We start from the raw sequence: 13,961 nt of genomic DNA on the forward strand, positions 1-13,961 counted from the left end.
GGTTTCGTATTTACAAGTCAGGGAAGGGGATCCACACCACCCGGATGCCACGGATGACAGCGACAAATGCGGCGCAAGGCCAACAGGCTACCATGCCAGGCACCATAGCGTTGCAGCGCCTCAATGGCGTAGTGTGAACAGGTTGGATGAAAACGACACTGACGCCCCAGCCAGGGGCTTAACCCCCACTGGTAACATTTTACTAATGTAATCAGTATCGTTTTCATCAGCGTCATTAGGAAACAGGTGCAGTTTTTTTCAGTCTAGCCAGCAATTGTGACAAATCACGTTGTATGGCCGGAAAATCTTCGTGTTGAAAAGCCTTGCGCACTTGCAGCACCACATCAAAACCACTGGCTACTGGAGAGGTTTGTGCGCGCAATAACTCGCGCAAGACACGCTTCATATAGTTACGCTTAACCGCCAATTTGGCGACTTTTTTCGACACGACCAAACCGTAGCGATGATGGTCTTGCTGGTTAGGCATGATGTTGGCAAACAGCCACTCACCATAAAACCGTTTCCTGAAACTAAAAACGGATGAAAATTCATCCGTTTTTTTTAGCTTGTACAATGTCATGCATTGAGTTTCAAGCAATGCATCGTCAGGGATTACAGACCCAGACGTTTACGACCTTTAGCGCGACGAGCAGCAATCACTGCACGGCCACCTTTGGTTTTCATGCGTACCAGAAAGCCATGGGTACGTGCACGACGGGTTTTGGATGGTTGATAGGTACGTTTCATTATTAAACTCCTGCCAAATTGGCAATTAAACTCTAATCCGGCAACGCTGATTTAACAGTGAATATTTGCCGATTTCAAAAACCCTTAATTAAACAGCAAATCGCGACCTTATGTCAATGATTTTTTTTATTTTTTTATAGGTCGTGGCTGTGGATAACTCAGGTTAAAACGTTTAGAATGTCTGCAACAGGTCAAGGTGACAATCACCATCAAGACCACTTCTTCTGCCACTCTTCCCGGCAATTATAACGAATAAACGCAAACAGCGCCTGAAACACGGAAACAGGCTGACTTTTTGCTGACACTTTTAAAAAGCACTGGAGCAATGGAAAATTTTTGGGCCTATTGTTTGCTCAAGTTCGAAAAAGAACTTTCGGCACAACAATACAATACCTGGATTAAACCCCTGAAAGCACGCGTCAATGGCGAGGCGGTGCAGATTGTCGCGCCTAATAAATTTGTCATGCAGTGGGTAAAAAGCAAGTTTTTCACCCGCATTGCCACCATTGCGACCGAATTATCCCCTAGCGCAGTCGTTGAACTCATCGTAGATACGTCTGAGCAGGCCGCGCCCACACCTAGCGCGGCGCCAATAAAAACTGCGCAATCACCAGTAGAAGCGGTGGTTGCAGCGGCCACACAACAACACACAGCCAGAGTCATTGATAAAAAACCGGTGAGCAACCGCGCCCCAGCCAAACATCTCAAGTCAGAGAAAAGCAGTGGCCTCAATGACAGCTTCCTGTTTGATAACTATGTCACCGGCCGCGCCAACCAGTTAGCACGTGCTGCAGCCATTCAAGTAGCAGGCAATCCTGGCCAGGCATATAACCCCTTGTTTATTTATGGTGGTGTGGGCTTGGGCAAAACTCATTTGTTGCAGGCGATTGGCAATGAGCTGAAAAAAGCCAAGCCAGAAGCCAATATACGCTACCTGCACGCTGAGCGTTATGTGTCTGACGTGGTGAAAGCTTACGAAAACAAAGCCTTTGACGAGTTCAAGCAGCAATATCACTCGCTCGATTTATTATTGATTGATGATATTCAGTTCTTTGCCAAAAAAACCCGCACCCAGGAAGAGTTTTTCTACGCCTTTAACTCTTTAATCGAAGAGAAAAAACAAATCGTCATCACTTGCGATACGTATCCCAAAGAGATCGTAGACATGGATGAGCGCCTGCGTACGCGTTTTAGCTGGGGCCTGACTGTAGCAGTTGAACCGCCGGAACTGGAAATGCGCGTCGCGATTTTGCGCAAAAAAGCTGAAAACCTCAAAATCAACCTGCATGAAGATGTGGCTTTCTTCGTGGCCAAGCAGATTCGCTCCAGCGTGCGTGAGCTTGAAGGCGCACTAAACCGTATTATTGCCATGGCCAATTTCACCGGCCATGCCATTGATGTGCATCTGGCTAAAGATGCCTTACGCGACCTGATTGCTGTGCGTGGACGCCAGATCACCATTGAAAACATCCAGAAAACCGTCGCTGACTACTATAAGATTAAAGTCAGCGACATGTTTAGTAAAAAACGTTCACGGAATGTCGCCAGACCACGTCAGGTCGCGATGTCACTGGCACGTGAACTGACTAATCACAGTTTCCCGGAAATCGGTGAAGCTTTTGGCGGACGTCACCACACCACCGTGATGCATGCCTGTGAAGAAATTGAACAATTACGCTTAAATGACCAAACGTTAGCGCGCGATATTGGTTTGCTGACGCAAGTCATTCGTGATTAGGGAAAAAAATTTTAACAAGATAAGCTGTGGATAAGTTGAGAATGACGTGTGTTTAAATATTGCGTATAGACAGGATAAAATCGGTTTACAATATCAGCCACAAATAATGCATGTTTAAAACGCAATTTATGCACAAGCTAAAATGTTTGTAAGTCTTTGAATTAAATTAATTTTTAGAGTTACCCACAAAAAAGTCGTACATTACTATTAGTCTTATCTTTTATATATTGAAATAAAGTTATTAATCAGGTCAGGCCATGCAAATCAAAATAAACCGTGAGGTACTGCTTAAACCCCTCAATAGTGTCACTGGCATCGTAGAGCGCAGACATACACTGCCTATCCTTTCTAATCTGCTGGTGAACATCAAGCAGCAAGAAATGCATCTGACAGCCACGGATCTGGAAATGCAGATTTCGCTGAGAGTCAATGGCGGGGTAGAAGGTGAATTGAGTACCACGATATCTGCAAAAAAATTGCTGGATATTTGTCGCTCATTGCCAGATAGCTCGTCTATTGAAATGAACAACCAGGACAACCGCATTACGCTCAAGGCGGGCAAGAGCCGTTTTAACTTGCAAACTTTGCCAGCGGCTGATTATCCTTTGATGAGTAAAGCCAGCGGCCAGAACATCAGTTTCAGCCTGGCGCAGTCAGAGCTCAAGCGCCTGTTGAAACAGGTTGAGTTTGCCATGGCCCAGCAAGATATCCGTTATTACCTCAATGGTTTGTTGCTCGAAGTGAATGGCAACCAGTTGCATGTTGTGGGCACTGATGGCCACCGTTTGAGCTATACCAACACCACGCTGGATCAAAGTTTTGAAAAAACGGAAGTCATCTTGCCGCGTAAAACCGTGCTGGAGCTGACCAAGTTACTGGATGAACAATCTGAAGCACCTGTCGTCATTGATTTACTCAATGGCCAGGTCAGTTTTGAGTTTGGTGATATTCAGCTGATTAGCAAAGTGATTGACGGCAAGTTCCCCGATTACAACCGCGTGATCCCAACCGGCCATCAAAATACCTTTATGGTGAACCGCGTGGCGATTTTGAGTGCCTTGCAACGTGCTTCGATTTTGTCTAACGAAAAATACCGCAGTATTCGTATGGTCATCACGCAAGGCCTGCTCAAGCTGATTAGTACTAACACCGAGCAAGAAGAAGCGGAAGAAGAACTGGAAATTGATTACAGCCAGGTAGCGCTGGATATTGGCTTTAATGTCACTTATCTGATTGATGTGCTGAATAACCTGAGTGATGAGCAAATTGAGTTTGCTTTTGCCGACGCCAATAGCAGTTGCCTGATCACAGCTGCCAGCGATAGCAACTATAAATACGTTGTGATGCCAATGCGCATATAATGCCTGCACCCGTGTTTCACGTGAAACACGCTGCAGTGACTTTTAAATCTCAATTAAAGAAACTTTTGTTATGGCACAGCCACAAGAATATAACTCAGACAGTATCAAGATTTTGGAAGGTTTGGACGCCGTACGTAAACGTCCAGGCATGTACATTGGTGACACGTCAGATGGTTCCGGTTTGCACCATATGGTATTCGAAGTGCTCGATAATGCGATTGACGAAGCACTGGCAGGCCACTGTGACGATATTAAAGTGATTATCCATCCGGATAATTCCATCAGTATTTCTGATAACGGTCGTGGCATTCCAACCGATATTAAAGACGACGACAAACACGAGCCTAAACGCTCTGCTGCTGAAATTGTGATGACCGAGTTGCATGCGGGCGGCAAGTTTGACCAGAACTCTTACAAAGTGTCTGGTGGTTTGCACGGTGTGGGTGTGTCTGTGGTGAATGCCTTGTCTGACTGGTTGAGACTGAAAATTTACCGCAAGGGCCAAGTGCATCAGATGGAGTTTCATCGTGGTGTGGCACAAGCGCCATTAGCCATCACCGGTACCACTGAAAAGAAGGGCACAGAAGTCCATTTTCTGGCATCGGTTGAAACATTTACCCTGGTTGAATATCACTTTGAAATTCTGGCCAAGCGTATCCGTGAACTGTCTTTCCTGAACAATGGCGTGAAGATCGAATTGATCGACCAGCGCACAGGTAAGTCTGAAAACTTCGCTTTCAGCGGTGGTATCAAAGGCTTTGTGGAGTACATGAACCGTACTAAAACGGTGCTGCACCCAAAAGTGTTTTATGCCATCAGCGAAAAAGACAATATGACGGTTGAAGTAGCGATGCAATGGAACGACAGCTACTCTGAAACCGTACAGTGTTTTACCAACAACATTCCGCAACGCGATGGCGGTACCCATTTGACGGGTTTGCGTACCGCGATGACGCGCACGCTGAATCAATATATCGAACAAAACGAATTCGCTAAAAAAGCCAAAGTCGAAACCACCGGTGACGATATGCGCGAAGGGATTACCTGTGTGCTGTCAGTCAAAGTGCCAGATCCTAAATTCTCATCACAAACCAAAGACAAACTGGTGTCCAGCGAAGTGCAGCCAGTAGTATCTGAGATTGTGGCGGCCAAACTGGCCGAGTTCCTGGAAGAAAACCCGGTTGATGCCAAAATTGTTTGTGGCAAGATTGTAGAAGCAGCGCGTGCGCGTGAAGCGGCGCGTAAGGCGCGTGAAATCACCCGCCGTAAAGGTGTGATGGATACCATGGGTCTGCCAGGCAAGCTGGCTGATTGCCAGGAAAAAAATCCAGCCTTGAGCGAACTCTACCTGGTCGAGGGTGACTCTGCGGGTGGTTCAGCCAAACAAGGTCGTGACCGTAAATTCCAGGCGATTCTGCCGCTCAAAGGTAAGATCCTCAACGTAGAAAAAGCGCGTTTTGACAAACTGCTAGGCTCACAGGAAATCGCCACGCTGATCACTGCCATGGGCACGGGCATCGGTAAAGATGACTTCAACCTGGAAAAATTGCGCTATCACCGCATCATCATCATGACCGATGCGGACGTGGATGGTGCGCACATTCGTACCCTGCTGCTGACTTTCTTCTATCGTCAAATGCCTGAGCTGGTTGAAAACGGTCATATCTACATTGCGCAACCGCCGTTGTACAAAGTCAAACAAGGCCGCGACGAACGTTACCTCAAGGATGAGCACGAGCTGGATGAATACCTGCTTAACTCAGCCCTGCGTGATGCCGTGCTGGTGACCAAAGACGGTGGCGACATTCTGAAAGATGACGCCCTGACCAGTATCGCCAAACAAATGGTGCTGACAGAAGCGGTGATCCGCCGTATCGCCAACCTTTATGATGAAAGCGTGTTGCGCGCGATTCAGGATTTAGGCGACCTGGATTTGAGCACAGAATCTGCTGCCAATACTGCAGCTGAAAAATTGCGTCCTATCCTGGGTGCGGTTGGTTCAGAAGTCATTGTGGCGCAAGATACTGAAACCAGTGCTTATCGCCTTGAAGTAAACAAATACGTGCACGGTAACCTGCAAAGCTGCGTGATCGATGCCGAGTTCCTGAATAGTGGCGATTTCCGCCAGATCAACCGTACCTCAAACATGGTCAACAACCTGTTAGGTGAGGGCGCATTGATCAAGCGCGGTGAGAAAGAGCAAAAAGTCAGCACCTTCAAACAAGCGCTGGACTGGTTGCTGGGCGAAGCCAAACATAACCTGAATATTCAGCGTTACAAAGGCTTGGGCGAGATGAACCCGGAACAATTATGGGAAACCACCATGGACCCAACCGTACGCCGCCTGCTCAAAGTGCAAATTGAAGATGCTATCGGTGCTGATGAAATCTTCACTACACTGATGGGCGACAATGTGGAACCACGTCGTGCGTTTATCGAAAGCAATGCGCTTAGCGTTAGCTCACTGGATGTCTAAGGAAATTCGTTTTCATCTGAATTAAAAAAGCGCCTGAGGGCGCTTTTTTATTATTCTGCCATTCGTTTGATTTTTAGCGTTGCCGGATGATTCGCTGATATCACTATCGGCGCGCCTGCGCTCAAAATACTTCCCAGGACATACTTAGGGTGGGGAGCAGCCTATTCGTGCGCTAGGCGGCCTTGCTAGCACTTTCTGTTACATCTACGACGGATAAAAGGCAGGCCCTGGCGCTCGACAGGATGAATTACCGCTGAGCCAAGAGGTAATTTATGCGGCCTGCCCGATAAACTGCATGATTAACTGGCAGAGTGTGTGAAAAGCAGGATGCTGGCTGTTACTTAAGTTCAAAGCATTATCTTCCAGTCTTTGTACTTGCACTGGCACGCCAGCGAGCACCAGTTTTGTGGCATAGGTTTCAGCTTCATCCCTGAGCGGGTTGGTGTCACTGTTGATGATCATGGCGGGTACCAGTCCGGCCAGTCGACAGGAATTGACCGGCGACACATACGGATGCAAGGCATTGCTGGCCACCTGCGTATAATCCGCCCACGCCCGGCGACACGGGCTATCTGCTACAGCTGCCAGTGATTTTGACGTTTGCAGTGCATCCAGCATGGGGTTGATCAATATTTGTCCCTGCAGGCTGCATTGATTACGGCAAGTTAATCCGCGGTCGCGAAACAGCATGGCGACGACTGCGGCCAGATTGCCCCCCGCTTGCTCCCCGGCAACAAAGATCCTTTTGGTATCCCCGCCTATTGTTTTCGCGTGCGCACTTACCCACGCCAGCGCTTCGTAGGCGACTTCTATCGTGTCAGGAAACTGCATGGCCGGCGCCAAGGGATAGGCGACACACACCACCACCATGTGCTCAGAGAGCGCATTGGCGATGTCATAAGCGGTTTCAATACTGCCGCAGTTAAACAACCCGCCATGAAAATAAATCAGGACGGGTTGTTTGCGTTTAGCATCGCCTTTGCCAAACACCTGCAAAGTAATTGGTGTTGCACTGGCCGAGTATTCAAAAGTTGTTGTCCACATGGCTTAAAGTGTTGGCACCGCCATGCCTCGCTTAACCGCAGGGCGTTCGCCCACCGTTTTTAACCAGCGTTGCAACGCTGGTTTAGTATCAAACGAGCCATTCAACGCTTCTTTGAAATAGACCCTAGCCGCTTGCACCCAAGGGTAACAGGCAATATCGGCGATTGAATATTCTTCACCAGCCAGATAAGCATTGCTTGTTAACTGCTTTTCCATCACGGTGAGCAATCTCTCCACTTCTTCGGTAAATCGCGCAATGGCTAATGGTGATTTCTCTTGGCTTCTCACTGCGAAAAAACCAAGCTGTCCTAACATTGGCCCCAGCGCGCTGGTTTGCCAGTGCAACCATTCCATAGCGCTATATCGTGCCTGTCCATGAGGTGCCAGAAATTGGCCGCTTTTCTCCGCCAGGTAAGTCAGAATAGCGCCGCTTTCAAAAATCACGACCGGGTCATGATCTGGTTCAGTATCGATAATGGCCGGAATCTTGTTGTTGGGCGAAATCGCGCTGAAATGGGCAGAAAACTGCTCCAGCTTGCCCAGATCAACCGGGCTCACCGCATAGTCGAGTCCTAACTCCTCCAGCAGGATGGAGATTTTTCGACCATTCGGTGTTGCCCATGTATATAAGTTGATCATTTATTTACTCTCTAAAATTAACGCAAGCCACCGCCTACCAACAATTGCTCGCCAGTCAGCCAGTAGGAGTCTTCAGAGGCTAAAAAGGCTGCCACTGATGCAATATCATTCGGCTGGCCTGTGCGCCCCAATGGTGTTTGTGCCACATAGCCGCTCTCCATCTCTGAGCCAATCACACCAGCGGTTTGGGTGCCTTCTGTTGCTACCAGGCCAGGGTTCAAGGCATTGACGCGAATCTTGCGTGGGCCCAGTTCTTTAGATAATGAGCCAGTAATCGCATCCACTGCGCCTTTGGTGGCGGTGTATACGGCAGCACCTGGAGGCGTTAAGCGGCTGACTACTGAGCCGATGTTGATAATGCTGCCGCCCTCAGGTAAGTATTTGACCGCGGCTTGCGTGGTGAGCAACAAGCCCAGCACGTTGATGTTGAATTGTTTGTGGAAATGTTCAGGGGTGATCTCTTCAATGGTGGCAAATTCGTAGATACCGGAGTTGTTGACCAAAATATCCAGTTTGCCAAAGTTGGTTATGGCTGCTTCAATAATGGCTTGCGCCTCGGCCGCCTCGCTCACACTGCCACCCACGGCAACTGCCTTGCCACCGGCCTGGGTAATCTCGGCCACTACTTTATCTGCACCAGCTTTGCTGGATAAATAATTAACGACCACTGCCGCGCCATCCCGTGCAAAACGTTTGGCAATTTCTGCGCCTATGCCTTTGGATGCACCAGTGACCACGGCCACTTTACCTTCAAGTTTCTTGCTCATAAAAATCTCCTAAATAAAAAGTAATGAAGTTGTTTAAATCTGGTGACCACTATAAATAAATAAAAATCACAGATAAATAAGCTAAATATGCAATCACTGTGCTAGTTTATTGGACAATCAAGATCAACAAGGAAGTGTATGGACCGCTTTGACACTATGTTGGCGTTCACGCGAGTGGTAGAACTCGAGAGCTTCACTAAAGCTGCGCTGTCGCTTAATCTGCCCAAGACCACGGTCTCGGCGCAGGTGCTGGCGCTGGAGAAACGCCTGCGCGTCAAACTGCTGCACCGCACCACCCGGCGTATCAGCGTCACCACTGATGGCGCAGCGTATTACGAGCGCGCGATCCGGCTACTAAACGAACTCGAAGAAACCGAGGCCTCGCTTAACCAGGCCACGGTCAGTGCAAAAGGGCGGTTACGGGTAGATGTACCGACACCGCTTGGGCGGCTGGTGATTATTCCGTCGCTGCCGGATTTTTTTAAACGTTATCCGGAAATACAACTGGAGATCGGCTGTGATGACAGGCCGATTGATTTGCTGGAAGAGGGCGTTGATTGTGTGATCCGCATCGGTAATCTACTTGATTCCAGCCTGGTCGCCCGCCGGGTAGGCACCATGCAGTTTTTGCTGGTCGCCTCGCCAGAGTATTTAAAAACCTACGGCACACCACAAACCCCGGACGACTTACAACGCCACCAGGCTGTGCATTTTTTTTCATCCAAAACTGGCAAAGTGCGCAACTTCATCCTTCAGCAAAATGGCGTAGAGCAAGAAATCCCTACCATACGCAAACTGGCCATTAATAACGGTGATGCCATTGTGGCCGCCGCTTTGGCGGGCATAGGCATCTGTCAATTGCCTACGTTTATGGTGCAAGGCTATTTAAGTGATGGTAAGTTAGAAAAGGTATTGAAGGATTACCCGGCCGGCAGCTTGCCTATAAATGCGCTGTACCCACAAAACCGACACCTTTCCTCCAAGGTGAGGGTCTTTATTGAGTGGGTGGCCGAGTTATTTTCTGAATGTAGCTTGCTACAGAATATACGCTAAATCAAGGCGCTGCCTGCGCCTCATTTTTTTCGGCACTCGTGCTTTCCATTTCCAGCAGGGTTTTCAGATCCTGGCGACCTTGTTCCATCACACTGGATAAGGCTTTTCTGTCATGCCTGATTTTAAGTGTGGCTTCCAGTTGTTCCTGGTCGTGTTTTTCAAATTGCTTGATGATTCTGGCCGCTGCGCTGGCAGTTTCGCCAATGGCGACCAGCGATTGTTTAGCCGCTTCTAACGAAGAGTAAAACGTTTCCCGAATCGGATGTAAATCCAGCTCACGTAAATCAAACGCGTCCGTTCTGCTTCTGGCCCTGGCCACAATCGTTACCTGCGGCCAGCGCTCTGTAACTAGCCTCGCCATCTCCAACGCCGCATGGGAGTCATTAACCGCAATCACCAGTAGTTTTGCCTCGGCAATGCCTGCTTCTTCCAGTAAGTCCAGTCTGGAGGCATCGCCGTAATAACAACGCCAGCCAAATTGGCGCGTTAAATCAACCTGGTTAGGGTCGTTATCAATCAGGGTAGGGGTGATGCCTTTGGCCATGAGTACGCGGCCGACGATTTGCCCAAAGCGACCAAAACCGGCAATGATGACGGCGTTATTTTCCGGGATGGCGTCTTTGGGGCGTTCGCTGCATTGCAGGCCGACAAACGCGTCATACAGCAACAGCAGTATCGGCGTGGTCAGCATGGAGACGGCGACCATGGCATTGAGGATATTGTAGGTGTCGCGTGAAATGGAGTCTTGCGCGAGCGCCAGGCCAAAAATCACAAAGGCGAATTCACCGATTTGCGACAATGACGCGCCGAACAGCAACTTGTCACGCAGCGGGTATTTAAACAGCCAGCCCAGGCCCACCAGCACCAATAATTTAGTGAGTACAATGAGTAAGGCACCGCCAAAAATCAGCAATGGCTGGTTGGTAACCAGTGCTAAATCGACCGTCATGCCCACAGCAATAAAAAACAGGCCGAGCAGCAAGCCTTTTACTGGCTCAATATCCAGCCTCAGTTCATAGCGGTATTCCGAGTCGGCCAGTAACACACCAGCCAGAAAAGTGCCCAGCGCCATCGACAAGCCTACTGACTCCATGGCGAGCGAAATACCAATCACCAGCAATAGTGAAAAAGCGACAAAAATCTCGCGCACACCGGTTTGCGCAATCACGCGCATGATAGGGCGCAACACCGTCCGGCTGGCCAGAATAATGGCGGCAATCACGGCAATCGCCTTAGCCACAGCCAACAGGTCAACGCTCGCGCCTGTATGATTGGGGGCGATAAACGCCAGCAGCATAAACAGCGGAATCACCGATAAATCCTGAAACAGCAAAGTGGCAAACGCGGCTTGGCCGCCAGTTGTGTGTAACTGTTTTTTCTCAATCAGCGCGGTCAGCCCAATGGCGGTCGAAGACATGGCGACGCCCATGCCGATAATCAGTGCCTCAGGCCAGCTAAAATGCAGGCTATGCGCAATCACCGTCACCAGGCCTATGGTCAGCGTCACTTGCAAGCCGCCCAGCCCAAACAGCAGCTTGCGTAACTCCCATACTTTTTGCGATTCCAGTTCCAGGCCAATCAGAAACAACATCAGCACCACGCCAAACTCGGCAAAATGCAGCACATGTTCAGGGTCGGCAATCAGTTTTAAGGCATAAGGCCCAATCAGAATGCCCGCAATCAAATATCCCAGTACCGAGCCCAAGCCCAGCCGCTTGAATACGGGTACTAAAATAATGGCGGCAGACAGGTAGATCGCTGCCTGGACGAGAAAGCTGGAGGTATTCATTGGTGCCTTTATGCATGCGTGATTTTCAGGCGAAATTATCACACTCGCCGGTGAGATGGAAGGTATGCGTATTGCCTGATTTAGCAGCCAAGCATGACAGATTCGCGTACGATAGTCATCAAGATGGAAAAACAAGAACCTACGCGCGAAGAAGTAAACAGCCTGGCGGGAGTCACCCTGTTAGAGTTTGGCGCCAGCTGGTGCGGCTATTGCCAGGCAGCACAAGCCACCATCACCGCTGAAATGGCCCAATTCCCAACAATTCGCCATCTTAAAATTGAAGACGGCAAAGGCCGCAGGCTGGGCCGGTCGTTCCACGTGAAACTATGGCCCACATTGATTTTTATGCAAGACGGCGTCGAGATTCAGCGCCTGGTCAGGCAAATTGACGCCGCAGAATTAAGAGCCGCCTTAAGCAGCGTGTCATTGCCTCGTGATTTCAGCGGCGATGGCATCTAGCTAAAGCGTTTGATAATCACACTGGCATTCACGCCGCCAAAGCCAAAGCCATTACTAATCGCATAATCAATCGGCAGTTTTTGTGGCCTGGTTTTTACAAAGTTGAGCCCTTCGGCCTGTGCATCCGTGTCAGTCAGGTTTAAGGTGAATGGCGAAATCTGGTCCCTGACGGCCAATGCGGTAAAAATCGCTTCAATGCCACCGGCTGCCCCTAGCAAATGCCCGGTAGACGATTTAGTTGATGCAATCGCTACCGAGTTGTCAGCGCCAAACACAGATTTAATCGCCGCAATCTCGCAAGCATCACCCACTGGTGTAGAAGTCGCATGTGCATTCAGGTGTTGTATATCCGCAGGCGAAATATCGGCCATCGCAATCGCCGCTTCCATTGCACGTTTGGCGCCATCACCATCTTCTGGCCCGGCGGTGATATGGTAAGCATCGGCAGAGGTACCATAACCGACAACCTCTGCAATCGGCGTCGCGCCTCTTGCCAGCGCATGGCTCAGCTTTTCAATCACCAACACCCCCGCGCCTTCGCCCATGACAAAGCCATCACGCTGGCTATCAAACGGGCGCGAGGCTTGTTCCGGGTGCTCATTAAAACCAGCCGATAACGCTTTGGCCGCCGCAAAGCCACCCAAACTCACCAAGTCCACGCAAGCTTCAGCGCCGCCACAAATGGCGATATCCGCCTCATTCGCCCGTATCATGCGCGCCGCATCACCAATCGCCTGCACACCCGCAGCGCAAGCAGTCACCGGCGCACCCAATGGGCCTTTAAAGCCGTGGCGGATAGAAATATGCCCAGCAGCCAGATTGACTAAAAACGACGGCACAGTAAAAGGCGATAAACGTGAAACACCTTTGTTATCCGTGGTGCGCACCGCATTGGCAATCGCCGGAAAGCCGCCAATCCCAGAAGCAATCACCGTTGCCGTTCTGGCCTTGGCGCGTTCACTACTCGGAAACCACTTCGCCTGCTTGATCGCTTCTTCAGCCGCCACCAAGGAAAACTGGATAAACCTATCCATCTTTTTGATTTCCTTGGCCGCAATCACACCCTCGGCATCAAACCCGCCAGCAGCATCTTCAGCCTTATCCGGCACGATGCCAGCGATTTTGGTATTCAGGTAATCAGCGATACTTGCCGGTAGTTTTTTAATACCGGATTGCCCGGCCAGCAAGCGTTGCCAGACAAGCTCGACACCACAACCCAAAGGAGAAACCATGCCCATACCGGTAATGACAATTCTTTCCATATCTTCCTCAAGCGTAACTATTTATACTGTCACTTTCGTAACTGAAGTCACTATAGTACAGTAACTTTCAATATAAAAGTAACTTCAATCACATACATGGATCACCAATGAAAAACAAAAGCCTGGGCGATATGCCATGCCCAATTGCCAGAAGCCTGGAACACGTGGGGGAGTGGTGGAATATATTAATTCTGCGCGAAGCCATGCTGGGCGTCACCAGGTTTGATGATTTTCAAACCAGTCTGGGCATCGCTACAAGCACACTCACCAAACGTCTAAATGCGCTGGTCGAATCAGGCTTGCTCGAAAGAAATATGTATTGTGAAAAACCGCCTAGGTATGAATACGTGATTAGCCAAAAAGGGCTGGATTTCAGGCCGGTATTGCTGACTATTATGGCGTGGGGTAACAAATATTATGCTGAAGAAGGGCCTAATGTGCTATTGATAGATACTGAGACAGGGAAGCCTGTTGAATTAGGCTTGGTGGATAAAAATACGCAGCTGGAAATTACGGCTGAGCAACATAAAACCGTAAGAAATACAGACGTATAAAATTAATGCTAAATGAAAGCATGCTTCCAAATAAGCCCCACCAAGGGGTTTTATTTTTGTTAGGATGTTAAA

Annotated in this window: 14 protein-coding genes; 6 read left to right on the plus strand and 8 right to left on the minus strand. The window is 49.2% G+C overall.

Annotation, left to right across the window (positions count from 1 at the left end; genetic code table 11):
* Nucleotides 1–17: 17 nt before the first annotated feature.
* From yidD to rpmH, 3 genes are read right to left on the minus strand one after another with little or no spacing between them, the layout of a single operon-like run.
* Nucleotides 18–236: a membrane protein insertion efficiency factor YidD gene (gene yidD, locus OH31_RS14745; RefSeq protein ID WP_081755136.1), complete on the minus strand. Its 219-nt coding sequence runs from the start codon at nucleotides 234–236 to the stop codon at nucleotides 18–20.
* Entirely contained in the window at nucleotides 236–580 is a 345-nt protein-coding gene (gene rnpA, locus OH31_RS07255) for a ribonuclease P protein component (protein WP_024930200.1), read from the minus strand. Before rnpA ends, yidD begins: the two co-directional genes overlap by 1 nt.
* Nucleotides 581–612: 32 nt before the next feature.
* Nucleotides 613–747: a 50S ribosomal protein L34 gene (gene rpmH / locus OH31_RS07260; RefSeq protein WP_018987191.1), complete on the minus strand. Its 135-nt coding sequence runs from the start codon at nucleotides 745–747 to the stop codon at nucleotides 613–615.
* A 325-nt stretch (nucleotides 748–1,072) separates the two neighbouring features.
* Here rpmH and dnaA point away from each other — a divergent pair, with 325 nt between their 5' ends.
* The 3 genes from dnaA (at nucleotide 1,073) to gyrB (ending at nucleotide 6,322) form a co-directional block, all read left to right on the plus strand.
* Complete coding sequence (dnaA, locus tag OH31_RS07265) at nucleotides 1,073–2,485, plus strand: chromosomal replication initiator protein DnaA (RefSeq protein ID WP_024930201.1); 1,413 nt, start codon at nucleotides 1,073–1,075, stop codon at nucleotides 2,483–2,485.
* 257 nt (nucleotides 2,486–2,742) lie between these two features.
* Entirely contained in the window at nucleotides 2,743–3,846 is a 1,104-nt protein-coding gene (dnaN, locus tag OH31_RS07270; protein WP_024930202.1) for a DNA polymerase III subunit beta, read from the plus strand.
* Nucleotides 3,847–3,916: 70 nt separating this feature from the next.
* Nucleotides 3,917–6,322, plus strand: a complete 2,406-nt coding sequence (gene gyrB, locus OH31_RS07275; protein WP_019880780.1) for a DNA topoisomerase (ATP-hydrolyzing) subunit B — start codon at nucleotides 3,917–3,919, stop codon at nucleotides 6,320–6,322.
* A gap of 270 nt (nucleotides 6,323–6,592) precedes the next feature.
* Here gyrB and OH31_RS07280 read toward each other — a convergent pair whose 3' ends face one another.
* From OH31_RS07280 to OH31_RS07290, 3 genes are read right to left on the minus strand one after another with little or no spacing between them, the layout of a single operon-like run.
* The gene (locus OH31_RS07280; protein WP_024930203.1) at nucleotides 6,593–7,366 is read right to left on the minus strand and encodes an alpha/beta hydrolase; all 774 of its coding nucleotides are present in this window, start codon (nucleotides 7,364–7,366) and stop codon (nucleotides 6,593–6,595) included.
* A 3-nt stretch (nucleotides 7,367–7,369) separates the two neighbouring features.
* Nucleotides 7,370–8,005, minus strand: a complete 636-nt coding sequence (locus OH31_RS07285) for a glutathione binding-like protein (protein ID WP_024930204.1) — start codon at nucleotides 8,003–8,005, stop codon at nucleotides 7,370–7,372.
* 17 nt (nucleotides 8,006–8,022) lie between these two features.
* Complete coding sequence (locus OH31_RS07290; protein ID WP_024930205.1) at nucleotides 8,023–8,772, minus strand: glucose 1-dehydrogenase; 750 nt, start codon at nucleotides 8,770–8,772, stop codon at nucleotides 8,023–8,025.
* A gap of 138 nt (nucleotides 8,773–8,910) precedes the next feature.
* Between OH31_RS07290 and OH31_RS07295 the strand changes: the two genes are divergently transcribed.
* On the plus strand, nucleotides 8,911–9,825 hold the full coding sequence (locus tag OH31_RS07295; protein WP_024930206.1) for a LysR family transcriptional regulator: 915 nt from the start codon (nucleotides 8,911–8,913) through the stop codon (nucleotides 9,823–9,825).
* 1 nt (nucleotide 9,826) lies between these two features.
* On the opposite strand, the gene OH31_RS07300 is transcribed toward OH31_RS07295, so the two are convergent.
* Entirely contained in the window at nucleotides 9,827–11,614 is a 1,788-nt protein-coding gene (locus OH31_RS07300; protein WP_024930207.1) for a monovalent cation:proton antiporter-2 (CPA2) family protein, read from the minus strand.
* A 93-nt stretch (nucleotides 11,615–11,707) separates the two neighbouring features.
* Here OH31_RS07300 and OH31_RS07305 point away from each other — a divergent pair, with 93 nt between their 5' ends.
* The gene (locus tag OH31_RS07305) at nucleotides 11,708–12,073 is read left to right on the plus strand and encodes a thioredoxin family protein (protein WP_242402222.1); all 366 of its coding nucleotides are present in this window, start codon (nucleotides 11,708–11,710) and stop codon (nucleotides 12,071–12,073) included.
* On the opposite strand, the gene fabF is transcribed toward OH31_RS07305, so the two are convergent.
* Nucleotides 12,070–13,335: a beta-ketoacyl-ACP synthase II gene (gene fabF / locus OH31_RS07310; RefSeq protein ID WP_024930209.1), complete on the minus strand. Its 1,266-nt coding sequence runs from the start codon at nucleotides 13,333–13,335 to the stop codon at nucleotides 12,070–12,072. The genes OH31_RS07305 and fabF overlap by 4 nt on opposite strands.
* A gap of 107 nt (nucleotides 13,336–13,442) precedes the next feature.
* Here fabF and OH31_RS07315 point away from each other — a divergent pair, with 107 nt between their 5' ends.
* Complete coding sequence (locus OH31_RS07315; protein ID WP_024930210.1) at nucleotides 13,443–13,889, plus strand: helix-turn-helix domain-containing protein; 447 nt, start codon at nucleotides 13,443–13,445, stop codon at nucleotides 13,887–13,889.
* Nucleotides 13,890–13,961 lie beyond the last annotated feature (72 nt).

Source organism: Methylophilus sp. OH31, assembly GCF_000576615.1.
In the GTDB taxonomy this organism is placed as follows: domain Bacteria; phylum Pseudomonadota; class Gammaproteobacteria; order Burkholderiales; family Methylophilaceae; genus Methylophilus.